21 protein-coding genes are annotated in these 23,741 nt (G+C 70.6%); 2 read left to right on the forward strand and 19 right to left on the reverse strand.

Features of this window, described 5'->3' with window-relative positions; translation table 11 throughout:
- Positions 1-138 precede the first annotated feature (138 nt).
- The 14 genes from nuoN to AB0K65_RS11240 form a co-directional block, all read right to left on the reverse strand.
- Positions 139-1,800, reverse strand: a complete 1,662-nt coding sequence (gene nuoN, locus AB0K65_RS11175; protein WP_365715510.1) for an NADH-quinone oxidoreductase subunit NuoN — start codon at positions 1,798-1,800, stop codon at positions 139-141.
- Positions 1,797-3,386, reverse strand: coding sequence for an NADH-quinone oxidoreductase subunit M (locus AB0K65_RS11180; protein WP_365715511.1), 1,590 nt, complete (start codon positions 3,384-3,386; stop codon positions 1,797-1,799). The genes nuoN and AB0K65_RS11180 overlap by 4 nt, the downstream gene beginning before the upstream one ends.
- 3 nt (positions 3,387-3,389) lie before the next feature.
- A complete protein-coding gene (gene nuoL, locus AB0K65_RS11185) occupies positions 3,390-5,330 on the reverse strand; it encodes an NADH-quinone oxidoreductase subunit L (RefSeq protein WP_365715512.1) in 1,941 nt (646 codons plus the stop codon).
- 11 nt (positions 5,331-5,341) lie between these two features.
- On the reverse strand, positions 5,342-5,641 hold the full coding sequence (nuoK, locus tag AB0K65_RS11190; RefSeq protein ID WP_069927518.1) for an NADH-quinone oxidoreductase subunit NuoK: 300 nt from the start codon (positions 5,639-5,641) through the stop codon (positions 5,342-5,344).
- Positions 5,638-6,480 (reverse strand): NADH-quinone oxidoreductase subunit J, encoded by an 843-nt coding sequence (locus AB0K65_RS11195; protein WP_365715513.1) that lies wholly within the window; start codon positions 6,478-6,480, stop codon positions 5,638-5,640. The genes nuoK and AB0K65_RS11195 overlap by 4 nt, the downstream gene beginning before the upstream one ends.
- Positions 6,477-7,073, reverse strand: a complete 597-nt coding sequence (nuoI, locus tag AB0K65_RS11200) for an NADH-quinone oxidoreductase subunit NuoI (RefSeq protein ID WP_365715514.1) — start codon at positions 7,071-7,073, stop codon at positions 6,477-6,479. The genes AB0K65_RS11195 and nuoI overlap by 4 nt, the downstream gene beginning before the upstream one ends.
- A complete protein-coding gene (gene nuoH, locus AB0K65_RS11205) occupies positions 7,048-8,376 on the reverse strand; it encodes an NADH-quinone oxidoreductase subunit NuoH (RefSeq protein WP_365715607.1) in 1,329 nt (442 codons plus the stop codon). Before nuoH ends, nuoI begins: the two co-directional genes overlap by 26 nt.
- 190 nt (positions 8,377-8,566) lie before the next feature.
- Positions 8,567-11,065: an NADH-quinone oxidoreductase subunit G gene (locus AB0K65_RS11210; protein ID WP_365715515.1), complete on the reverse strand. Its 2,499-nt coding sequence runs from the start codon at positions 11,063-11,065 to the stop codon at positions 8,567-8,569.
- Entirely contained in the window at positions 11,062-12,411 is a 1,350-nt protein-coding gene (gene nuoF, locus AB0K65_RS11215; RefSeq protein ID WP_365715516.1) for an NADH-quinone oxidoreductase subunit NuoF, read from the reverse strand. The genes AB0K65_RS11210 and nuoF overlap by 4 nt, the downstream gene beginning before the upstream one ends.
- Positions 12,411-13,154 (reverse strand): NADH-quinone oxidoreductase subunit NuoE, encoded by a 744-nt coding sequence (gene nuoE / locus AB0K65_RS11220; protein ID WP_365715517.1) that lies wholly within the window; start codon positions 13,152-13,154, stop codon positions 12,411-12,413. Before nuoE ends, nuoF begins: the two co-directional genes overlap by 1 nt.
- Positions 13,151-14,533 carry an NADH-quinone oxidoreductase subunit D gene (locus AB0K65_RS11225; protein ID WP_365715518.1) on the reverse strand — a complete coding sequence of 461 codons (1,383 nt, stop codon included), beginning with the start codon at positions 14,531-14,533 and terminating at the stop codon, positions 13,151-13,153. The genes nuoE and AB0K65_RS11225 overlap by 4 nt, the downstream gene beginning before the upstream one ends.
- Positions 14,533-15,264: an NADH-quinone oxidoreductase subunit C gene (locus AB0K65_RS11230; protein WP_365715519.1), complete on the reverse strand. Its 732-nt coding sequence runs from the start codon at positions 15,262-15,264 to the stop codon at positions 14,533-14,535. Before AB0K65_RS11230 ends, AB0K65_RS11225 begins: the two co-directional genes overlap by 1 nt.
- Positions 15,261-15,815, reverse strand: coding sequence for an NADH-quinone oxidoreductase subunit B family protein (locus AB0K65_RS11235; protein ID WP_010041554.1), 555 nt, complete (start codon positions 15,813-15,815; stop codon positions 15,261-15,263). The genes AB0K65_RS11230 and AB0K65_RS11235 overlap by 4 nt, the downstream gene beginning before the upstream one ends.
- Positions 15,816-15,833: 18 nt before the next feature.
- Positions 15,834-16,193 (reverse strand): NADH-quinone oxidoreductase subunit A, encoded by a 360-nt coding sequence (locus AB0K65_RS11240; RefSeq protein WP_030494815.1) that lies wholly within the window; start codon positions 16,191-16,193, stop codon positions 15,834-15,836.
- Between the two features lie 690 nt (positions 16,194-16,883).
- Here AB0K65_RS11240 and AB0K65_RS11245 point away from each other — a divergent pair.
- Complete coding sequence (locus tag AB0K65_RS11245) at positions 16,884-17,708, forward strand: NlpC/P60 family protein (RefSeq protein WP_365715520.1); 825 nt, start codon at positions 16,884-16,886, stop codon at positions 17,706-17,708.
- Between the two features lie 112 nt (positions 17,709-17,820).
- On the opposite strand, the gene AB0K65_RS11250 is transcribed toward AB0K65_RS11245, so the two are convergent.
- Positions 17,821-18,708, reverse strand: coding sequence for an NAD(P)-binding domain-containing protein (locus AB0K65_RS11250; RefSeq protein ID WP_365715521.1), 888 nt, complete (start codon positions 18,706-18,708; stop codon positions 17,821-17,823).
- Between the two features lie 83 nt (positions 18,709-18,791).
- On the opposite strand from AB0K65_RS11250, the gene AB0K65_RS11255 reads away from it, so the two are divergent.
- A complete protein-coding gene (locus AB0K65_RS11255) occupies positions 18,792-19,796 on the forward strand; it encodes a helix-turn-helix domain-containing protein (protein ID WP_365715522.1) in 1,005 nt (334 codons plus the stop codon).
- Here AB0K65_RS11255 and AB0K65_RS11260 read toward each other — a convergent pair.
- From AB0K65_RS11260 to mqnC, 4 genes are all read right to left on the reverse strand, one after another.
- Positions 19,762-21,045 carry a geranylgeranyl reductase family protein gene (locus AB0K65_RS11260; RefSeq protein ID WP_365715523.1) on the reverse strand — a complete coding sequence of 428 codons (1,284 nt, stop codon included), beginning with the start codon at positions 21,043-21,045 and terminating at the stop codon, positions 19,762-19,764. The genes AB0K65_RS11255 and AB0K65_RS11260 overlap by 35 nt on opposite strands.
- A 54-nt stretch (positions 21,046-21,099) precedes the next feature.
- The gene (locus tag AB0K65_RS11265) at positions 21,100-21,792 is read right to left on the reverse strand and encodes a demethylmenaquinone methyltransferase (RefSeq protein WP_365715524.1); all 693 of its coding nucleotides are present in this window, start codon (positions 21,790-21,792) and stop codon (positions 21,100-21,102) included.
- Between the two features lie 68 nt (positions 21,793-21,860).
- The gene (locus AB0K65_RS11270; protein WP_365715525.1) at positions 21,861-22,469 is read right to left on the reverse strand and encodes a hypothetical protein; all 609 of its coding nucleotides are present in this window, start codon (positions 22,467-22,469) and stop codon (positions 21,861-21,863) included.
- A gap of 7 nt (positions 22,470-22,476) precedes the next feature.
- Complete coding sequence (gene mqnC, locus AB0K65_RS11275; protein ID WP_365715526.1) at positions 22,477-23,676, reverse strand: cyclic dehypoxanthinyl futalosine synthase; 1,200 nt, start codon at positions 23,674-23,676, stop codon at positions 22,477-22,479.
- Positions 23,677-23,741: the final 65 nt, after the last annotated feature.

The following is a 23,741-nucleotide window of genomic DNA, read 5'->3' on the forward strand; positions in this document are numbered from 1 at the left end:
GGTCCGGAAGGTATCGAGGGTCCGCCGGTCGCAGCCCACGCGCGACCATCCGGACACGGCCTGGAGCCGTCCGCGGACACACCGAAGGGCCCGGCCCCCGCCTGTGCGGGAGCCGGGCCCTGACGCGTCGTCCGTCCGCTAGCGGACGAAGACGCTCGCCTGGTTCGCCAGGTCCAGGAAGTACTGCGGCGCGACGCCGAGGACCAGCGTCACCACCACACCGGCCGTGATCGCGACCGTGGTGAAACCCGAGGGCACGGCGACCGTGGGGCCGTCGGCCTTGGGCTCGCTGAAGAACATCAGCACGATCACCCGGATGTAGAAGAACGCGGCGACGGCCGACGAGACGACACCGATGACGACCAGCGCACCCGCGCCGCCCTCCGCCGCCGCCTTGAAGACCGCGAACTTGCCGGAGAACCCGGACGTCAGCGGAATGCCGGCGAAGGCGAGCAGGAAGACCGCGAAGACCGCCGCGACGAGCGGCGAACGGCGGCCGAGACCGGCCCACTTGGACAGGTGGGTGGCCTCTCCGCCCGCGTCCCGGACCAGCGTGACGACGGCGAACGCGCCGATCGTCACGAAGGAGTAGGCGCCCAGGTAGAAGAGGACGGACGAGACGCCGGTGGGCGTGGCCGCGATGACACCGGCCAGGATGAACCCGGCGTGCGCGATCGAGGAGTACGCGAGCAGCCGCTTGATGTCGGTCTGGGTGATCGCGACGACCGCGCCGCCCAGCATGGTGACGATGGCGACGCCCCACATGACCGGCCGCCAGTCCCAGGTGAGGCCGGGCAGCACCACGTACAGCAGCCGCAGCATCGCGCCGAAGGCGGCGACCTTCGTCGCGGCGGCCATGAAGCCGGTGACGGGGGTCGGGGCGCCCTGGTAGACGTCCGGGGTCCACATGTGGAACGGCACCGCGCCCACCTTGAACAGCAGACCGGTCAGCACCATGGCGAAGCCGATGAGCAGCAGGACGTCGTTGCCCATGGTGGCGGCGAGCGCCGGGTCGACCGAGGCGACGGAGCCGTCGACGACGTTGGCGATGGTGGCGTACGAGACGGAGCCGGCGTAGCCGTAGAGCAGGGCGATGCCGAACAGCAGGAACGCCGAGGAGAAGGCGCCGAGGAGGAAGTACTTCACCGCGGCCTCCTGCGACATCAGCCGCTTGCGGCGGGCGACGGCGCACAGGAGGTAGAGCGGGAGGGAGAAGACCTCCAGGGCGATGAAGAGCGTCAGCAGGTCGTTGGCGGCCGGGAAGACCAGCATGCCGGCCACCGCGAACAGCGCCAGCGGGAACACCTCGGTGGTGGTGAACCCGGCCTTGACCGCGGCCTTCTCCTGGTCGCCGCCGGGCACCGCGGCGGCCTCGGCGGCGAAGGAGTCGACCCGGTGGCCGTGGTCGGCCGGGTCGAGCCTGCGCTCGGCGAAGGTGAAGACGGCGACGATCGAGGCGAGGAGGATCGTGCCCTGGAGGAACAGCGCCGGGCCGTCGACGGCGATGGCGCCCATGGCGGCGATGTGCGCCTTGGTGGAGCCGTAACCGCCGGCCGCGAGGCCGACGATGGCGGCGAACGCGGCGACCAGGGCGAGGACGCTGAGGAAGACCTGGCTGTGATAGCGCCCCTTGCGGGGCACGAAGGCCTCGACGAGGACGCTGAGGATCGCGGCGCCGACCACGATGAGTACGGGGGAGAGCTGGACGTACTCGATGTGGGGCGACGGGATCTTGTTCAACGGCTCGGCGGCCGTCGTCCACAGGCTGTGGACGGCTGGCGCGACGGCGGATGTGCTCACTTGGCCGCCTCCACTTCGGGCTTGGGGTCCTTCTGCTGCACGTCGGACATGGTGTGGCTGACGGCCGGGTTGACGATGTCCGTCAGCGGCTTCGGGAACACCCCGAGGAAGATCAACAGGGCGATCAGCGGGGCGACGACGGCCAGTTCCCGCACCCGCAGGTCCGGCATGGTCCGGACCTCCTCCTTCACCGGGCCCGTCATCGTCCGCTGGTAGAGGACGAGGGTGTAGAGCGCGGCGAGGACGATGCCGGTGGTGGCGATGACGCCGGCCACCGGATAGCGGGCGAACGTGCCCACCAGGACCAGGAACTCGCTGACGAACGGGGCGAGGCCGGGCAGCGAGAGGGTGGCCAGACCCCCGATCAGGAAGGTGCCGGCGAGCACCGGGGCGACCTTCTGGACACCGCCGTAGTCGGCGATGAGCCGCGAGCCGCGCCGGGAGATCAGGAAGCCGGCCACCAGCATCAGCGCGGCCGTCGAGATCCCGTGGTTGACCATGTAGAGCGTGGCACCGCTCTGCCCCTGGCTGGTCATCGCGAAGATGCCCATGATGATGAAACCGAAGTGGGAGATCGAGGCGTACGCCACCAGGCGCTTGATGTCCCGCTGCCCGACGGCGAGCAGCGCTCCGTACACGATGCTGACCAGGGCGAGGGCGATGATCACCGGGGTCGCCCACTTCGAGGCCTCCGGGAACAGCTGGAGGCAGAAGCGGAGCATGGCGAACGTGCCGACCTTGTCGACCACCGCCGTGATGAGCACGGCCACCGGAGCGGTAGCCTCCCCCATCGCGTTCGGCAGCCAGGTGTGCAGCGGCCACAGCGGCGCCTTCACCGCGAAGGCGAAGAAGAAGCCGAGGAACAGCAGCCGCTCGGTGTTGGTCGCCATCTCCAGCTGACCGCTCGCCCGGGCCTCGGCGATCTCGGTCAGGGAGAAGTTCCCCGCGACCACGTAGAGCCCGATGACGGCGGCGAGCATGATCAGTCCGCCGACCAGGTTGTACAGCAGGAACTTCACCGCCGCGTACGACCGCTGGGCGGCCGCGTTCTCGTCGGTGCCCGCGTGCGCCCGGTCGCCGAAGCCGCCGATGAGGAAGTACATCGGGATGAGCATGGCTTCGAACAGGATGTAGAAGAGGAAGACGTCGGTGGCCTCGAAGGAGAGGATCACCATCGCCTCGACCATGAGGATCAGGGCGAAGAAGCCCTGGGTCGGCCGCCAGCGGCTGGACTTCGTCTCCAGGGGGTCGGCGTCGTGCCAGCCGGCCAGGATGACGAAGGGGATCAGCAGCGCGGTGAGCGCGATGAGCGCCACCCCGATGCCGTCCACGCCGAGTTCGTAGCGGACGCCGAAGTCCTTGATCCAGGAGTAGGACTCGACGAACTGGTAGCGGTCCCCGCCCGGTTCGAAGTCGACGAGGACGACGACGGCGAGGGCGAGGGTGACGAGCGAGACGGTCAGCGCCAGCCATTTGGCGGCGGTGCGGCGGGCGGCGGGGACGGCGGCGGTGAGGATCGCGCCGAGCGCCGGTACCGCCGCTGTCGCGGTCAGGAGGGGAAAGCCCGCGTTGACGGCTTGCGACATCGGTTACACCGCCCTCATCAGCAGGGTCGCGGCGATCAGCACCGCAGTACCTCCGAACATGGAGACCGCATAGGAGCGGGCGTAGCCGTTCTGCAGCTTGCGCAGCCGGCCGGACAGACCGCCGACGGATGCCGCGGTGCCGTTGACCACCCCGTCGACCAGGGTGTGGTCGACGTAGACGAGCGAGCGGGTGAGGTGCGTGCCGCCCGTCACGAAGACGGCGTGGTTGAAGTCGTCCTGGAGCAGGTCGCGGCGGGCGGCCCGGGTGAGCAGCGAGCCGCGCGGGGCGACGACCGGGACGGGCCTGCGCCCGTACTGGAGGTAGGCGATGCCCACACCGATCACCATCACCGCGACCGTGGCCGAGGTGATGGCTCCGGCGCTGAGCGGCGGGTGCCCGTGCTCGAACGAGGTGACCGGCTCCAGCCAGTTGACGAAGCGGTCGCCGACGGCGAAGAAGCCACCGGCGAAGACGGAGCCGACGGCCAGCAGGATCATCGGGATCGTCATCGACTTCGGGGACTCGTGCGGGTGTGGCATGCGGCCCGCCTCGGCCTCTGCGGCCGGTTCGACGCCGGGCGCCCGGTCGGCGTCGGGAGCGGGCTGCCAGCGCTTCTCGCCGAAGAACGTCATGATCATCACGCGGGTCATGTAGTACGCGGTGATGGCCGCGCCCAGGAGCGTGATCCCGCCGAGGATCCAGCCCTCGGTGCCGCCCTTGGCGAAGGCCGCCTCGATGATCTTGTCCTTGGAGAAGAAGCCGGACAGGCCGGGGAAGCCGATGATCGCGAGATAACCGAGGCCGAAGGTGACGAAGGTGACCGGCATGTACTTCCGCAGGCCGCCGTACTTCCTCATGTCCACCTCGTCGTTCATGCCGTGCATGACCGAACCGGCGCCGAGGAAGAGCCCGGCCTTGAAGAAGCCGTGCGTGACCAGGTGCATGATCGCGAAGGCGTACCCGACGGGACCGAGGCCGGCCGCGAGGATCATGTAGCCGATCTGCGACATGGTCGATCCGGCCAGCGCCTTCTTGATGTCGTCCTTCGCGCAACCGACGATCGCACCGAAGAGGAGCGTGACCGCGCCGACCACCGTGACCGCGAGCTGCGCGTCCGGGGCGGCGTTGAAGATGTCGGCGGAGCGGACGATCAGATAGACGCCGGCGGTGACCATGGTGGCCGCGTGGATCAGGGCCGAGACCGGGGTCGGGCCCTCCATCGCGTCACCGAGCCAGGACTGCAGCGGCACCTGGGCCGACTTGCCGCAGGCGGCGAGGAGGAGCATCAGGCCGATCGCCGTCAGCGTGCCCTCGGACGTCTCCCCCACCGACGAGAGCACCGGCCCGAAGGCGAAGGTCCCGAAGGTGGTGAACATCAGCATGATCGCGATCGACAGGCCGATGTCACCGACCCGGTTGACCAGGAAGGCCTTCTTCGCGGCGGTCGCCGCGGAGGGCTTGTGCTGCCAGAAGCCGATCAGGAGGTACGAGGCGAGGCCGACGCCCTCCCAGCCGAAGTAGAGGAGCAGGTAGTTGTCGGCGAGGACGAGCAGCAGCATCGCCGCGAGGAAGAGGTTCAGATAGCCGAAGAAGCGGCGGCGGCGCTCGTCGTGCTCCATGTACCCGATCGAGTACACGTGGATGAGCGAGCCGACACCGGTGATCAGCAGGACGAACGTCATCGACAGCTGGTCGAGCTGGAAGGCCATGTCCGCCTGGAACCCCTCGACGGGGATCCAGGTGTAAAGCCGCTGGTGCAGCGCCCGGTCGTCGGCGCTCCTGCCCAGCATGCCGGTGAACAGCACGACGCCGATGACGAACGAGGCGGTCGCGAGCAGCGTGCCGAGCCAGTGCCCGGACTTGTCCAGGCGCCGTCCCCCGCACAGCAGGACGACAGCTCCCAGCAGAGGCGCCGCGACAAGCAGCGCGATCAGGTTCTCCACGATTCAGCCCCTCACAGCTTCATCAGGCTGGCGTCGTCGACCGAGGCCGAGTGGCGGGAACGGAACAGCGACACGATGATCGCGAGCCCGACCACGACCTCCGCGGCGGCGACGACCATCGTGAAGAAGGCGATGATCTGGCCGTCGAGGTTGCCGTGCATGCGGGAGAAGGCGACGAACGCGAGGTTGCAGGCGTTGAGCATCAGCTCGACGCACATGAAGACCACGATCGCGTTGCGCCGGATCAGCACCCCGGCCGCACCGATGGTGAACAACAGGGCGGCGAGGTACAGATAGTTGACGGGGTTCACCGCGAGGCCTCCTCTTCGTCCCGGTCCCGGCCGAGCCGCTCCTCGGAGCGCTGCTCCAGCGCCTTGAGGTCGGCCAGCGCCTCAGTGGACACATCGCGGATCTGGCCGCGCTTGCGCAGGGTCTGCATCACGGTCAGCTCGGAGGGCGTGCCGTCGGGCAGCAGACCGGCGACGTCCACGGCGTTGTGCCGGGCGTAGACACCGGGGGCCGGCAACGGCGGCAGGTGCCTGCCCTCCCGCACCCGCTGCTCGGCCAGCTCGCGCTGGGTGCGGGCCTTCTCGGTGCGCTCACGGTGGGTGAGGACCATCGCGCCGACGGCCGCCGTGATGAGCAGCGCGCCGGTGATCTCGAAGGCGAAGACGTACTTCGTGAAGACGAGCGCGGCGATGCCCTCGACGTTGCCGCCGTACGCGGCGTTGGCCGCGCCCAGGCCGTTGAACTCCGTCAGGGAGGCCCGGCCGATCCCGGCGACGAGCAGGACGCCGAAGCCGAGCCCGCAGGCCGCGGCCCACCAGCGCTGCCCCTTGATGGTCTCCTTCAGCGAGTCCGCGGCCGTGACACCGACCAGCATGACGACGAAGAGGAAGAGCATCATGATCGCGCCGGTGTAGACGACGATCTGGACGATGCCGAGGAAGTACGCGCCGTTGGCGAGGTAGAACACCGCGAGGATGATCATCGTCCCGGCGAGGCAGAGCGCGCTGTGCACGGCCTTGCGCATCAGGACCGTGCACAGGGCGCCGATCACGGCGATCGTGCCGAGGACCCAGAACTGCACGGCCTCGCCCGTGGACGTGGAGTACGCCGCCAGCGTCGCGGCCGTGAGGTCGGCGCTCATGCGTCCACCCCTTCCGGATCGCCCTTCTCCCCCTTGGACACGGCGACCTGACGGACCGTGCCGGGCGCGGCCTCGGTGACGAGGCCCCGGTAGTAGTCCTGCTCGTCCGTGCCGGGGAAGATCGAGTGCGGCGAGTCGACCATGCCCTCCTCCAGCCCCGCGAGGAGCTGCTCCTTGGTGTAGATCAGGTTCTCGCGGGAGGAGTCGGCCAGTTCGAACTCGTTGGTCATCGTCAGCGCCCGCGTGGGGCACGCCTCGATGCACAGGCCGCACAGGATGCAGCGGGCGTAGTTGATCTGGTAGACCGCGCCGTACCGCTCGCCCGGGGAGTAGCGCTCCTCGTCGGTGTTGTCCGCGCCCTCCACGTAGATGGCGTCGGCGGGACAGGCCCAGGCGCACAGCTCGCAGCCCACGCACTTCTCAAGTCCGTCCGGATGACGGTTGAGCTGGTGCCGGCCGTGGAAGCGCGGCGCCGTCGTCTTCTGCTGCTCCGGGTACTGCTCGGTCAGCCGCTTCTTGAACATGGCCTTGAAGGTCACGCCGAAGCCGGCGACCGGATTCTGGAAATCAGACACCGTCCGTCTCCTTTCCATCACTCGCAGTAGCAGTATCGGGGGCGCCACTGACAACCAGCTCCGCCTCCTGGCGGGACCGGCGCCGCGGCACCGGCGGCAGGGACTGTCCCGGCTTGGGCGGTACGGGGAACCCGCCCGCCATCGGGTCGAACGGGGCCTCGGGGCCCTCCTTCTCCGCCTCGCCGCGCGCCTTCTTGTCGCGGAACATATCGACGATGAAGGAGAGCAACAGCACGGCGAGGACGGCGCCCGCGACGTAGAGCACGATCGTCTGGAAGTCGTAGTTCTCGTTCCGCAGCGCGCGCACGGTGGCGACGAGCATCAGCCACACCACCGAGACGGGGATGAGGACCTTCCAGCCGAGCTTCATCAGCTGGTCGTAGCGGACGCGGGGCAGGGTGCCGCGCAGCCAGATGAAGAAGAACAGCAGCAGCTGCACCTTGAGGACGAACCAGAGCATCGGCCACCAGCCGTGGTTCGCGCCCTCCCAGAAGGTGGAGATCGGGTACGGGGCCCGCCAGCCGCCCAGGAAGAGCGTCACCGACACGGCCGAGACCGTCACCATGTTCACGTACTCGGCGAGCATGAACATCGCGAACTTGATGGAGCTGTACTCGGTGTTGAAGCCGCCGACCAGGTCGCCCTCGGACTCGGGCATGTCGAACGGGGCGCGGTTGGTCTCGCCGACCATCGTCACCACGTAGATGATGAACGAGACCGGCAGCAGGATGATGAACCAGCGGTCGGCCTGCGCCTCGACGATCGCCGAGGTCGACATCGAACCGGAGTAGAGGAAGACCGAGGCGAACGCCGCGCCCATCGCGATCTCGTAGGAGATCATCTGCGCGCAGGAGCGCAGCCCGCCGAGGAGCGGGTACGTGGAACCGGAGGACCAGCCGGCGAGCACGATGCCGTAGATGCCGACGGAGGCGATCGCCAGGACGTACAGCATGGCGATCGGCAGGTCGGTCAGCTGCATCGAGGTGCGGTGGCCGAAGATCGAGACCTCGTTGCCGGCCGGACCGAAGGGGATCACGGCGATCGCCATGAACGCCGGGGCCGCGGCGATGATCGGCGCGAGGACGTAGACGACCTTGTCGGCCCGCCGGACGATCACGTCCTCCTTCAGCATCAGCTTGATGCCGTCCGCGAGGGACTGGAGGAGACCCCAGGGGCCGTGCCGGTTGGGGCCGATGCGCAGCTGCATCCAGGCGACGACCTTGCGCTCCCACACGATGGAGAAGAGCACGGTGACCATCAGGAAGGCGAAGCAGAAGACGGCCTTGATCGCGATGAGCCACCAGGGGTCCGTGCCGAACATGGACAGGTCCTCGGCGGCCAGGACGCTTCGCCGCGTGTGCGCGAGTTGGGCGAGGGCAGTCACGCTCGCACCTCCGGTACGGGGAGGGCCGGGCCTGCGGCCGGCCGGACGACGTGTGCGCGCGGGCGCGCCGCACCGGACGCGGGGCGCGCGCCCGGGCGCGCGGGGCGGCGGGGGGAGCCGGTGGCGGTCACGAGCCCGCCTCCCGGTCCTCGTCGCCCGCCGGGGAGCCCGCGGGGCCGATGCGGACCAGGTCGCCCGGGTGGGCGCCGGTGTCGGAGAGGACACCGCCGCCGGTCGAGTTCAGCGGGAGCCAGACGACACGGTCGGGCATCTCGGTGACCTGGAGCGGGAGGTGGAGCGAGCCGGCCGGGCCCGTCACGGCGAGGAGGTCGCCCTCCTTGACCCCGGTCTCGGCGGCGGTGGCCGCCGAGAGCAGGGCCGGCGCGGCGTGGCGGGTGCCCGCCAGTGCGGTGTCGCCCTCCTGGAGCCTGCCGAGGTCGAGCAGCATCCGGTGCCCGGCGAGGACGGCCTCGCCCTCGCCCGGTCGCGGCGCGGGCTGCGCCGGCTCGACGGGCTCGGAGGCCCGCTCGCCGGTCCAGCCGCCGAGCCGGTCCATCTCCCGTCGGGCGGCCCGCAGATCGGGCAGCGCCAGGTGCGCGTCGAGGGCGTCCGCGAGCATGTGGAGGACGCGGGCGTCGGCCGGAGGCAGCGCACGGGTCATCTGCTCGGGCTTGAGCGCGGCCTCGAAGGGGCGGGCCCGGCCCTCCCAGTTGAGGAAGGTGCCCGCTTTCTCGGCGACGGCGGCGACGGGCAGGACCACGTCGGCCCGCTCGGTGACCTCGCTCGGCCGCAGCTCCAGGGAGACCACGAAGGCCGCGTCGAGGGCCTCACGCGCGCGTGCCGGGTCCGGCAGGTCGCGGACCTCGACGCCGCCGACGAGCAGCGCGCCCAGTTCACCGGTGGCGGCGGCCTCCACGATCTGGCCGGTGTCCCGGCCGTATCCGTGCGGCAGGTCGCGCACGCCCCAGGCGGCCGCGACCTCCTCACGCGCGCGGGGGTCGGTCGCGGGGCGCCCGCCGGGCAGCAGCGTGGGGATGGCACCGGCTTCGAGCGCGCCGCGCTCCCCCGCCCGGCGCGGGATCCACACCAGCGTCGCGCCGGTCGCCGCCGCCGTCCGCACGGCCGCGGTCAGCCCGCCCGGCACCGCGGCCAGCCGTTCGCCGACCACGATGACCGCGCCGTCGCGCCGCAGCGCCTCCGCCGCGTCCGTGCCGGGCCCGTCGAGCCCGACGCGGGAGGTGAGGGCGTCCAGCCACTCGGTCTCGGTGCCGGGTGCGGCGGCCAGCAGCGTGCCGCCCGCCTTCGCCAGGCCCCGGGTCGCGTGCGAGGCGAGCGCGTAGGTCTTCTGGCCCTTCGTGCGCCACGCCTTGCGCAGCCGCAGGAAGACGCCGGGGGCCTCCTCCTCGGACTCGAAGCCGACGAGCAGCACGGCCGGGGCGGCTTCCAGGGAGGTGTACGTGACCCCGCCGCCGTCCAGGTCCCGGCCGCGCCCGGCCACGCGGGAGGCGAGGAAGTCGGCCTCCTCGCCGGAGTGGACGCGGGCCCGGAAGTCGACGTCGTTGGTGTCGAGGGCGACCCGGGCGAACTTGGCGTAGGCGTAGGCGTCCTCGACGGTCAGCCTGCCGCCCGCCAGGACGCCGGTGCGGCCGCGCACGAGCCCGCGGGCCGCGGCCTCCAGCGCCTCGGGCCAGGAGGCGGGCTCCAGCTCACCGGTCTCGGCGCTGCGGACCAGCGGGGTGGTGAGGCGGTCGCGCTGCTGGGCGTACCGGAAGGCGAACCGCCCCTTGTCGCACACCCACTCCTCGTTGACCTCCGGGTCCTCGGCCGCGAGCCGCCGCATGACCTTGCCGCGCCGGTGGTCGGTGCGCGTGGCGCAGCCGCCCGCGCAGTGCTCGCAGACGCTCGGCGAGGACACCAGGTCGAAGGGGCGGGAGCGGAACCGGTACGCCGCCGAGGTGAGCGCGCCGACCGGGCAGATCTGGATGGTGTTGCCGGAGAAGTACGACTCGAAGTCGTCGCCCTCGCCGGTGCCGACCTGCTGGAGCGCGCCGCGCTCGATCAGCTCGATCATCGGGTCGCCGGCGATCTGGTTCGAGAACCGGGTGCAGCGGGCGCACAGGACGCACCGCTCGCGGTCGAGCAGCACCTGGGTGGAGATCGGCACCGGCTTCTCGTAGGTCCGCTTCAGGCCGTCGAAGCGGGACTCGGACCGGCCGTGGGACATGGCCTGGTTCTGCAGCGGGCACTCGCCGCCCTTGTCGCAGACCGGGCAGTCCAGCGGGTGGTTGATGAGCAGCAGCTCCATCACGCCGTGCTGGGCCTTCTCCGCCACCGGACTGGTCAGCTGCGACTTCACCACCATGCCGTCGGTGCAGGTGATGGTGCAGGAGGCCATCGGCTTGCGCTGGCCCTCGACCTCGACGATGCACTGCCGGCAGGCGCCGGCCGGGTCGAGGAGCGGGTGGTCGCAGAAGCGGGGGATCTCGATGCCGAGCTGCTCCGCGGCGCGGATGACCAGGGTCCCCTTGGGGACGGAGATCTCGGCGCCGTCGATGGTCAGCGTGACGAGGTCCTCGGGCGGGAGGGCGGCTTCGCCGCCGGCCGGGTTGGACGTGGTCACCGTCATGCCGTCACCTCCTTGTGGTTGTCCGCCCAGGCGGTCGACTTGGCCGGGTCGAAGGGGCAGCCCCGGCCGGTGATGTGCTGCTCGTACTCCTCGCGGAAGTACTTCAGGGAGGAGAAGATCGGGGAGGCGGCGCCGTCGCCGAGCGCGCAGAACGACTTGCCGTTGATGTTGTCGGCGATGTCGTTCAGCTTGTCGAGGTCGGCCATGGCGCCCTTGCCCGCCTCGATGTCGCGGAGCAGCTGCACGAGCCAGTAGGTGCCCTCGCGGCACGGCGTGCACTTGCCGCAGGACTCGTGGGCGTAGAACTCGGTCCACCGGGTGACGGCCCGCACGACGCAGGTGGTCTCGTCGAAGCACTGGAGCGCCTTGGTGCCGAGCATGGAGCCGGCCGCGCCCACGCCCTCGTAGTCCAGGGGGACGTCGAGGTGCTCGTCGGTGAACATCGGGGTGGAGGAGCCGCCGGGGGTCCAGAACTTCAGCCGGTGGCCGGGGCGCATGCCGCCGCTCATGTCGAGGAGCTGGCGGAGCGTGATCCCGAGCGGGGCCTCGTACTGGCCGGGCGAGGCGACGTGGCCGCTGAGCGAGTAGAGGGTGAAGCCGGGGGACTTCTCGCTGCCCATCGACTTGAACCAGTCCTTGCCCCGGTTCAGGATCGCGGGAACGGACGCGATGGACTCGACGTTGTTCACCACGGTGGGACAGGCGTACAGACCTGCGACGGCCGGGAAGGGGGGACGCAGCCGGGGCTGGCCGCGGCGCCCTTCGAGCGAGTCGAGCAGCGCGGTCTCCTCGCCGCAGATGTACGCCCCGGCGCCCGCGTGCACGGTGAGTTCCAGGTCGAGCCCGCTGCCCAGGATGTCCGTGCCGAGGAAGCCCGCCTCGTACGCCTCTCGGACGGCCTCGTGGAGCCGGCGCAGGACCGGGACGACCTCGCCGCGCAGGTAGATGAAGGCGTGGCTGGACCGGATCGCGTAGCAGGCGATCACGATGCCCTCGATGAGCGAGTGCGGGTTGGCGAAGAGGAGCGGGATGTCCTTGCAGGTGCCCGGCTCGGACTCGTCGGCGTTGACGACGAGGTAGTGCGGCTTGCCGTCGCCCTGGGGGATGAACTGCCACTTCATCCCGGTGGGGAAGCCCGCGCCGCCGCGGCCGCGCAGTCCGGAGTCCTTGACGTACGCGATGAGGTCGTCGGGCGACATCGCGAGGGCCTTCTTCAGCCCTTCGTACCCCTCGTGCCGTTTGTACGTCTCCAGGGTCCAGGAGTCGGGCTGGTCCCAGAACGCCGACAGGACGGGCGCGAGAAGCTTCTCGGGGCTGCTGTGGTCGATCTCGGCTGCCAAGGTCATCACTCCCCCTCCCCACCGGCTGACTCGCCGCGCGGGTGGACGATCTTGTGGTGCGGGGCTTCGCCCTTCGCCAGGCGGAGCCCGACGAGGGAGGCCGGGCCGGCCCCGCCGGTGGCCTCGACGGCGCCTTCGCGCTCGTCGGGGAAGCCGGCCAGGATGCGGGCGGTCTCCTTGAAGGTGCACAGGGGCGCGCCGCGCGTGGGCTCGACGGGGCGGCCGGCCCGCAGGTCGTCGACCATCGCCTTGGCGGACTCGGGCGTCTGGTTGTCGAAGAACTCCCAGTTGACCATCACCACGGGTGCGAAGTCGCAGGCCGCGTTGCACTCGATGTGTTCGAGGGTGATCTTGCCGTCGTCCGTGGTGCCCTGGTTGCCGACGCCGAGGTGGGCCTGGAGCTCCTCGAAGATGGCGTCGCCGCCCATGACCGCGCAGAGGGTGTTGGTGCAGACGCCGACCTGGTAGTCGCCGGAGGGCTTGCGGCGGTACATGGAGTAGAAGGTGGCGACCGCGGTGACCTCGGCGGTGGTGAGGCCGAGGACGTCGGCGCAGAACCGCATGCCGGTGCGGGTCACGTGTCCCTCCTCCGCCTGCACCAGGTGCAGCAGCGGCAGGAGCGCGGAGCGGGACCCCGGATAGCGGGCGATGATCTCCTTGGCGTCCGCCTCCAGCCGGGTGCGCACCTCGGCGGGGTAGTCGGGGGCGGGGAGCTGGGGCATCCCGAGACTGGTCTGTCCGTCCGTCATCGGTCGACGCCTCCCATCACGGGGTCGATGGAGGCGACGGCGACGATGACGTCGGCGACCTGGCCGCCCTCGCACATCGCCGCCATGGCCTGCAGGTTGGTGAAGGACGGGTCCCGGAAGTGGACCCGGAAGGGGCGGGTGCCGCCGTCGCTGACGACGTGCACACCCAGTTCGCCCTTGGGCGACTCGACGGCGGCGTAGGCCTGCCCGGCGGGGACCCGGAAGCCCTCGGTGACCAGCTTGAAGTGGTGGATCAGGGCCTCCATGGAGGTGCCCATGATCTTCTTGATGTGGTCGAGGGAGTTGCCGAGGCCGTCGGGGCCGAGCGCGAGCTGGGCGGGCCAGGCGATCTTCTTGTCGCCGACCATGACCGGTCCGGGCTCGAGGCGGTCCAGGCACTGTTCGACGATCCGGAGGGACTGCCGCATCTCCTCGAGGCGGACGAGGAAGCGCCCGTAGGAGTCGCAGGTGTCGGCGGTCGGGATGTCGAACTCGTAGTTCTCGTAGCCGCAGTACGGGTCGGTCCTGCGCAGGTCGTGCGGGAGGCCCGCGGAGCGCAGGATCGGCCCGGTGGCGCCGAGCGCCATGCAGCCGGTGAGGTCGAGGTAGCCGACATCCTGCATGCGGGCCTTGAAGATGGGGTTGCCGGTGGCGAGCTTGTCGTACTCCGGCAGGTTCTTCTTCATGGTCTTCACGAACTCCCGCACGGCGTCGACGGCGCCGGGCGGGAGGTCCTGGGCGAGGCCCCCGGGGCGGATGAACGCGTGGTTCATCCGCAGGCCGGTGATCAGCTCGTACAGGTCCAGGATCAGTTCGCGGTCCCGGAAGCCGTAGATCATGATCGTGGTGGCGCCCAGCTCCATGCCGCCGGTGGCGATGCACACCAGGTGGGAGGAGAGCCGGTTGAGCTCCATCAGCAGGACGCGGATGACCTCGGCCCGGTCCGGGATCTGGTCGGTGATGCCGAGGAGCCTCTCGACGCCGAGGCAGTACGCCGTCTCGTTGAAGAACGAGGTGAGGTAGTCCATGCGCGTGACGAAGGTGGTGCCCTGCGTCCAGGTCCGGAATTCGAGGTTCTTCTCGATGCCGGTGTGGAGGTAGCCGATGCCGCAGCGGGCCTCGGTGACGGTCTCGCCGTCGATCTCCAGGATCAGCCGGAGCACACCGTGCGTGGACGGGTGCTGGGGACCCATGTTGACGATGATCCGCTCGTCGTCCGCCTTCGCGGCGGACGCGACGACCTCTTCCCAGTCGCCACCGGTGACGGTGTAGACGGTTCCCTCGGTGGTCTCCCGCGCGGAGGCGGAGGAAGGGGGCGTCCCGAGGGGACTCGACGAGGGGTGGTGGCCGGGTGACGGGAGGGCGTGTTCGGTGCTCATCAGCTGTACGACCTCCGCTGGTCAGGAGCCGGGATCTGGGCGCCCTTGTACTCGACGGGGATGCCGCCGAGGGGGTAGTCCTTGCGCTGCGGGTGGCCCTGCCAGTCGTCCGGCATCATGATCCGGGTGAGGGCGGGGTGGCCGTCGAAGACGATGCCGAAGAAGTCGTACGCCTCCCGCTCGTGCCAGTCGTTGGTCGGGTAGACCGCGACGAGCGACGGGATGTGCGGGTCGGCGTCCGGGGCCGTGACCTCCAGGCGGATCAGCCGGCCGTGGGTCAGCGAGCGCAGGTGGTAGACGGCGTGCAGCTCGCGGCCCTTGTCTCCGAGGTAGTGGACGCCGGAGACGCCCGTGCACAGCTCGAAGCGGAGCGCGGGGTCGTCGCGCAGGGTGCGGGCGACCCGGACGAGGTGCTCGCGGGCGATGTGGAAGGTGATCTCGCCGCGGTCCACGACCGTCTTCTCGATGGCGTTGGCGGGGAGGAGCCCCTGCTCGTCGAGGGCGCCTTCGAGCTCGTCGGCCACCTCGTCGAACCAGCCGCCGTAGGGGCGGGTGGCCGGCCCCGGCAGGCGTACGGAGCGGACGAGGCCGCCGTAGCCGCTGGTGTCGGCCCCGCTCTGGGCGCCGAACATCCCGCGCTGGACCCGGACCTCCTCGCCGTGGTCCCCGCGCTGACCCGGCAGGTTCTGCGCGCTGAGTTCCTTGTCGGGGTTGGGTGTCTCGTCACTCAACGGAGCAGACCCTTCATCTCAATGGTCGGCAGGGCCTTGAGCGCCGCCTCCTCCGCCTCGCGGGCAGCTTCCTCCGCGTTGACGCCGAGCTTGGAGGTCTGGATCTTCTGGTGGAGCTTGAGGATCGCGTCCATCAGCATTTCCGGGCGCGGCGGGCAGCCCGGCAGATAGATGTCGACCGGCACGATGTGGTCGACGCCCTGCACGATCGCGTAGTTGTTGAACATTCCGCCTGAAGACGCGCAGACCCCCATGGAGATGACCCACTTGGGGTTGGGCATCTGGTCGTAGACCTGCCGCAGGACGGGCGCCATCTTCTGGCTGACCCGGCCCGCCACGATCATCAGGTCGGCCTGGCGCGGCGAGCCGCGGAAGACCTCCATGCCGAAGCGCGCCAGGTCGTACCGGCCCGCTCCGGTCGTCATCATCTCGATGGCGCAGCAGGCCAGGCCGAAGGTCGCCGGGAAGACGGACGACTTACGCACCCAGCCCGCGGCCTGCTCGACCGTCGTCAGCAGGAAACCGCTCGGCAGCTTCTCTTCGAGTCCCATGAGTGTGCTCCCAGCCCCTCAGTCCCATTCCAGGCCGCCGCGCCGCCACACGTAGGCGTAGGCGACGAAGACGGTGAGCACGAAGAGCAGCATCTCCACGAGCCCGAAAAGCCCCAGGGCGTCGAAGGTGACCGCCCAGGGGTAGAGGAAGACGATCTCGATGTCGAAGACGATGAAGAGCATCGCCGTCAGGTAGTACTTGATCGGGAAGCGGCCTCCTCCGGCGGGAGTGGGCGTCGGCTCGATGCCGCACTCGTACGCCTCAAGTTTTGCCCTGTTGTACCGCTTTGGGCCGATTAGCGTGGCCATGACCACGGAGAAGATCGCAAACCCTGCCCCGAGGGCGCCGAGCACGAGGATGGGCGCGTACGCATTCACGCTCCTCGCTCCTTCCAGTCGTCCTTGACCGTTGGACCGCAGCGGGCATCCGGATCGCCGCCTCGAAGATCGCGTACATGTGAGGCAGTTCACAAGCCCGATTGACTCGCATCTTATGCCTGTCGCTCTGTGATCTGCGACACGGGGTACGGCAAGGACTTTGTGATCTCCACCACGAGTCGAAGGATCATGAATTCGGATGAACGGTGATCTTCATACGAGAAGTAGCCAAGTGAGCACGAGACGTGACATCAGCGGGGATTGCCCCTGGTCGGAGCCGCCGCGCTCTATCAAATGATGGCGACTACAGGCAAATTCGCGGTGGACTCGCACGGGTGATAGAGGGCTCACCCCACCCGGCCGAGGGGTCCCGTGGAGCGAAGTGGACGCGCCCCGGCCGTCACGAGGGGCCCGCGCGGGCCGGGAGTTGCCCGCTTGTGACCTGCGTCACGTAACCTACGCCCCGTCAACTACAGGGCTTGGCCAACCGCGTGAAGAGGTGGTAAGCGCCGGTCAATTCGGACGTTTCGCGGAAAACACGTGATCACGGGCCTGAGAGCCTGTGCCCGATTTGCCCGTTACGGCGTCAATAAGGGCGCCAGGAAAGCGGATTGGGTAGTTCCGGTCGTAACTGTGGCGCAACACACGTTTCTTGATGGGAACCGTGAACCCCTGATAGCGGTTGTTCTCATGTCCCAGACCGCTCACATACCCAGCCACCGGAAGCCCCGCCGCAGCGCGTCCAAGCTCGCGCTCCGTGCCGGAGTTGCCGGTGGCGTCCTCAGCACCATCGCGGTGGCGGGTGCTGCCGGGCCGGCGAATGCCGAGCCGGTGACCGAGACCATCGAGATGCCCACGCTCGGCGCCCTCGACACCGACCTGGCGAGCGCCGTCTCCGCCTCGGCCGAGGCGTCCCAGCAGGAGGCCCTCGACCTGAGCCTGCGCGCCCAGGAAGAGGCCGCCCACCGCAAGGCCGCCCAGGAGGCCACGAAGGCCAAGGCCGAGGCCGACCGCAAGGCCGAGGCCGAGCGCGCCGAGAAGGCCCGCGAGGAGGCCCGCCAGCGCGCCTCCCGCACCGCGGAGCGCACCACGCTCTCGGCGTCCTCCTCCGACGACTCCGCCGGCGGCTCCTCCTCCAGCGCCGACAGCCAGGTGGCCACCGGCTCCGCCGCGGCGATCGTGGCCTTCGCCCGCGCCCAGGTCGGCGACGCCTACGTCTCCGGCGGCACCGGACCCAACTCGTGGGACTGCTCCGGACTGGTCCAGGCCGCCTACCGCCAGGCCGGCATCGACCTTCCCCGCGTCTCCAGCTCGCAGTCGAGCATGGGCACCTCCGTCTCGCTGAGCGACCTCCAGCCGGGCGACATCCTGTACTGGGGCAGCCGCAGCGGCTCGTACCACGTGGCGATCTACGTGGGCGGCGGCAACTACGTCGGCGCGCAGAACCCGTCCACCGGCGTGGTCGAGCGCTCCCTGGACTGGGACACCCCGTCCGGCGCCGTGCGCATCCTCTGATCGTCGCGCCACCGGACAGGCGAAGGCCGTCACTCCACGGGAGTGGCGGCCTTCTCTCATGCCCGCCGATCCGGCGGTCCGTACCGGGCTCCTCCCGTGCGGGGTTCCTCGCTCACTTCCGGAAGGCGTCGATGAGCCGGGCGTAGCTGTCGCCGCCGTGCCCCGCCTCGACCGCGCTCCGCATCAGCTCCAGGTGCAGCCGCGGCAGCCGCCCGTCCACGCCCCGCGCCTCCCCCGCGTGCAGCAGATGCCCGATCGCCGCCACCTGGACGTCGATGGTGGCGTCCGCGCCCGGGTACTCGCCCGCGTCGATCTGCTCCGCGTACCCGCTCATGAACCAGGCGACCGTCCGCAGCCAGCGGTCGGCGACCTTCGTGAAGTCCCGGGCCGTGACCCCGTCGGCGCCGGTGAGGGCGGTGGCGTGCAGCCAGCCGCCGAAGACCGACCACATGAGCCCGAGCAGTCCCGCGTCGTAGAGCGAGGCGAGTCCGGCGTCACGGCCGAGATCGACCGGGTCGCCCAGCACCGCCAGCGTCGAGCGGTACCGGGCGAACGGCTCGGGCTCCCCGGCGTACAGGATCATGTGGGCGCTGTCGCCGATCCCCGGCGGGGTCGTCATGATGCCGCCGTCCAGATAGCCGATCCCGTGCTCCGCCGCCCACTCCGCCTCCGCGCGCGCCTGCTCGGGCGAGCCCGTCGTGAGGTTCACGACGGTCCTCCCGCGCAGCGCCGGCGCCACGGGGTCGAGGAGGGCGCGCACGGCGGGGTAGTCCAGGACGCAGACGACGATCAGCTCGCTCGCCGCGACCGCGTCGGCGACGGTGGCGGCGCGTGCGGCGCCCCGGGCGACGAGGGGGTCCGCCTTGGCCGGGGTGCGGTTCCAGACGGTGGTCGGGTGGCCCGCGGCCAGGAAGGCGCCGGCCAGGGCGGCGCCCATCTGCCCGAGTCCGACGACGGAGACGGCGGTGGCGGTGTGGGTGGTGTGGGTGGTGTCGTTCATGCCCTCACCGTTCCAGCGGCGGAAACCGGCCGACAGTGGCAGGACTGACGACGTCCGCACCATTCCCGCCATAGGCTCGTGGCATGAACACCGGAAGCGCCGGAACCGTCGCCCTCGCCGTCGTGCCGGACCCCCGGGTCGGGACGACCTTGTGGGAGATGTACGAACTCGCCATCGCCGCCACGGTCTTCGGCATCCCGCACCCCGACCTCGCCGACCCCTGGTACGAGCTGCGGCTGTGCGGGGACGGCGACCCGGGCGGCGTCCTGTCGCTCCGTACGACCCACGGCCTCGACGGGCTCGTGGACGCGGACACCGTCATCGTGCCGTCCGTGCCCGACGCGGTCGTGGAGGACGGCGAGGAGGTCCCGGCCCGGCTGGTGGAGGCGCTGCGCGCGGCGGCCGCCTCCGGCGCCCGGATGGTCTCGCTGTGCACCGGCGCCTTCGCCCTCGCCGCCGCCGGTCTGCTCGACGGCCGCCGGGCCACCGCCCACTGGCAGCACACCGCGCAGCTCGCGGCCCGCCATCCGGACGTCGTCGTCGACGACTCGGTGCTCTACACGGACGAGGGATCCGTGCTGACCAGCGCGGGGGCCACCGCCGCGCTCGACCTTTGTCTGCACCTCGTCCGCAAGGACCTCGGGGCGACGGTCGCCGGACAGCTGGCCCGCAGGCTGGTCGTGCCCGCGCACCGCGCGGGCGGACAGGCCCAGTTCATCGAGGCGCCGGTACCGCCCCGCGACGACGACGGGCTCGGGGACGTGCTCCAGTGGGCGGCCGAGCGGCTCGCCGAGCCGCTGACCGTCGAGGACCTGGCGCGGCGGGCCCGGATGAGCCCGCGCACCTTCCACCGCAGGCTCCAGGAGACCTGCGGCACCACGCCCTTGCAGTGGCTGCTGCAGCAGCGCGTGGCCCGCGCCCAGACGCTCCTGGAGTCGACCGACCTGCCCGTGGAACAGATCGGCGGTCGCAGCGGCCTGGGCACGGCGGCGAACCTGCGCCGTCACTTCCTGCGGACGGTCGGGGTCTCGCCGAGTGACTACCGCCGGGCGTTCAGGCCTTCGGGGCCACCTTCGAGAGACCGTTGATGATGCGGTCCATCGCGTCGCCGCCCGTCGGGTCGGTGAGGTTGGCCAGCATCTTCAGCGTGAACTTCATCAGGACCGGGTGGGTCAGGCCCCGCTGCGTGGCGATCTTCATGATCTTCGGGTTGCCGATGATCTTCACGAACGCCCGGCCGAGGGTGTAGTACCCGCCGTACGTCTCCTTGAGGATCTTCGGGTAGTTGTGCAGCGCCAGCTCGCGCTGGGCCGGAGTCGCCCGCGCGTGCGCCTGGACGATGACGTCCGCAGCGATCTGGCCGGACTCCATCGCGTACGCGATGCCCTCGCCGTTGAACGGGTTGACCAGGCCGCCGGCGTCGCCGACGAGCAGCAGGCCCTTGGTGTAGTGCGGCTGCCGGTTGAAGGCCATCGGCAGGGCGGCGCCGCGGATCGGCGTCGTCATGTTCTCCGGGGTGAACCCCCAGTCCTCCGGCATGGAGGCGCACCACGCCTTGAGGACCTCGCGCCAGTCCAGCTCCTTGAAGGCGGAGGAGGAGTTCAGGATGCCGAGGCCGACGTTGGACGTGCCGTCGCCCATGCCGAAGATCCAGCCGTATCCGGGCAGCAGACGGTCCTGGGGGCCGCGCCGGTCCCAGAGCTCCAGCCAGGACTCCAGGTAGTCGTCGTCGTGGCGGGGGCTGGTGAAGTACGTCCGCACGGCCACGCCCATCGGCCGGTCCTCGCGCCGGTGCAGGCCCATGGCGAGCGACAGGCGGGTGGAGTTGCCGTCGGCGGCCACGACGAGCGGCGCGTGGAAGGTGACCTCGCGCTTCTCCTCGCCGAGCTTGGCGGTCACGCCCGTGATCCGGCCGGTCCGCTCGTCCACGACCGGGGCGCCGACGTTGCACCGCTCGTACAGCCGCGCGCCGGCCTTCTGCGCCTGCCGGGCGAGCTGCTCGTCGAAGTCGTCGCGCTTGCGGACGAGTCCGTAGTCCGGGTACGAGGCGAGATCCGGCCAGTCGAGCTGGAGCCGGGAGCCGCCGCCGATGATCCGCAGACCCTTGTTGCGCAGCCAGCCGGCCTCTTCCGAGATGTCGATGCCCATGGCGACGAGCTGCTTGGTGGCGCGGGGGGTCAGCCCGTCACCGCACACCTTCTCGCGCGGGAAGGCGGTCTTCTCCAGGAGCAGGACGTCGAGGCCGGCCTTGGCCAGGTAGTACGCGGTCGTGGAACCGGCCGGGCCTGCCCCGACGACGATCACATCTGCGCTGTGCTCGGAGAGGGGCTCGGTCACGGCGGGGTCTCCCGAAGGGTCGAGGGAAGGTCGGTTGCAGTCTATTGCGGGGTGTTACGGCTTGAAGCCCCGGTGCATGGCCACGATGCCGCCCGAGAGGTTCCGCCAGGCGACCTTCGACCAACCGGACTTCCGCAGGAGCCCCGCGAGGGTCGGCTGGTCCGGCCAGGACTGGATGGACTCGGCGAGGTACACGTACGCGTCGGGGTTGGAGGACACCGCGCGGGCCACCGGCGGCAGCGCGCGCATCAGGTACTCCTCGTACACCGTGCGGAAGGGCGCCCAGGTCGGGTGCGAGAACTCGCAGATCACGACCCGGCCGCCCGGCTTCGTCACCCGGTACAGCTCGCGGAGGGCCGCCTCCGTGTCCTGGATGTTGCGCAGTCCGAAGGAGATCGTCACCGCGTCGAAGACGTCGTCGCGGAAGGGGAGCCGCGTGCCGTCGCCGGCCGTCAGCGGCAGCCAGCCGTGCCGCTTCTTGCCCTCCCGGAGCATGCCGAGCGAGAAGTCGCAGGGCACGACGAAGGCGCCGGTCGCGGCGAACGGAAGCGACGACGTGCCGGTCCCGGCGGCCAGGTCGAGGATCCTCTGCGCGGGCCGGGCGTCGACCGCCTTGGCGACCTCCTTGCGCCAGCGCCGGTCCTGGCCGAGCGAGAGCACGTCGTTGGTCAGGTCGTAGTTCGCCGCCACGTCGTCGAACATCGAGGCGACTTCGTGCGGCTGCTTGTCCAGGGAGGCTCGGGTCACGTTCCCATTCAAGCAGCCCGCCCCCGGCCCTCACGCGGTGGCCCGCGGGGGCTTCGCGGGGACGTCCCTCAGCGGCGCCGGAAGACGAGCCGGCCGTCGAGGACGGTGGCGACGCAGGTGGCCGCGCCCCGGCGGGCGAGCTCCGGCTCGGACGGGACGTCGAAGACGGCGAACCGCGCCGGGCCGCCCTCGCGCGGCGGGTGCAGGTGGACCGGTGGGCCGCCCGTCGCGTACGGGTCGAGGGACGGAACGCCGTCGGGCCTCGCGGCCCGCCCCGCCAGGATCAGCCCCGAGCGGCGGGCCGCGTCGACGACGGACGGCCGGGACAGCGCTCCCGCGACGGCCACCGTCCCGTGCGCCAGCATCCGCTGGAGGCCGCGCCGGGCGCTGGCGCCCCAGCGGGCCTCGTCCATCTCCAGCCGGTCGAGCGCCGCGCCGGTGAGGGGCTCGGTGCCGAGCTGGGCGGCCTCCCGCGGGTCCGGGTGGTAGGTCTGCTCCAGGAGCTCCGGGCCGTAGGGGTTGAGCAGCGGCGGGGTGAGGACGCCAGGCCAGCGGCGCAGCCGCGCCGACGGGTACGCGGCGGCCAGCTCGTCGAGGCCGCCCACGGCCAGCAGGGACCGCCCCTCGACCACGACCGTGACCTGCGGCGACGCCTCGGCCGTGTGGATCGTCGGCACGGACGCGTCAGTTGGCGTCGAGGAGCTTCAGCTCCGGGTGCGCCGTGCCGCCCTCGATCGCGATGGACGAGATGTGCGAGACGACCCGCTCGTCGACCGGGTCGTTCGCCGGGTCGTCGTGGACGACGAGGTGTTCGTACGTCGTCGCTCGCTGCGCCGGGACCCGGCCCGCCTTGCGGATCAGGTCGATGATCTCCATGCGGTTGGAGCGGTGCTTGGCACCGGCCGAGGAGACGACGTTCTCCTCCAGCATGATCGAGCCCAGGTCGTCCGCGCCGTAGTGCAGCGACAGCTGGCCCGCCTCCTTGCCGACCGTCAGCCAGGAGCCCTGGATGTGGGCGACGTTGTCCATGAAGAGCCGCGCGATCGCGATCATCCGCAGGTACTCGAAGATCGTCGCCTGGGTGCGGCCCTTGAGGTGGTTGTTCTCGGGCTGGTACGTGTACGGGATGAAGGCCCGGAAGCCGCCCGTCCGGTCCTGCACGTCCCGGATCATCCGCAGGTGCTCGATCCGCTCGGCGTTCGTCTCGCCGGTGCCCATCAGCATCGTGGAGGTGGACTCCACGCCGAGGCCGTGGGCGATCTCCATGATCTCCAGCCACCGCTCGCCGCTCTCCTTGAGCGGGGCGATCGCCTTGCGGGGCCGGGCCGGGAGCAGTTCGGCGCCCGCGCCGGCGAAGGAGTCGAGACCGGCGGCGTGGATGCGCTGGACGGCCTCCTCCACCGAGACCTTGGAGATGCGGGCCATGTGCTCGACCTCGGACGCGCCGAGGGAGTGGATGACCAGCTGCGGGAACGCCTTCTTGATGGCGGAGAAGTGCTCCTCGTAGTACTCGACGCCGTAGTCCGGGTGGTGCCCGCCCTGGAACATGATCTGGGTGCCGCCGAGTTCGACGGTCTCCGCGCAGCGCCGCAGGATGTCGTCGAGGTCGCGGGTCCAGCCCTTCGCCTTGTCCTTCGGCGCGGCGTAGAAGGCACAGAACTTGCACGCCGTGACGCACACGTTCGTGTAGTTGATGTTCCGCTCGATGATGTACGTCGCGATGTGCTCCGTGCCGGCGTACCGGCGGCGGCGCACCGCGTCGGCGGCCGAGCCGAGCGCGTGCAGCGGCGCGGAGCGGTACAGGTCGAGCGCCTCTTCGGGGGTGATCCGGCCACCCTCTGCGGCGCGGTCGAGGACGGACTGAAGGTCGGCCTTCTCGGTCACCGGGTGGTCCCTTTCGGAGGGTGCGATCTGACGACGTCGCGCCGTGGCGCCTCGGTCGCGTGGGT

Origin of the sequence: Streptomyces sp. NPDC053755 (assembly GCF_040677675.1) — a bacterium.
Classification (GTDB): Bacteria; Actinomycetota; Actinomycetes; order Streptomycetales; family Streptomycetaceae; genus Streptomyces.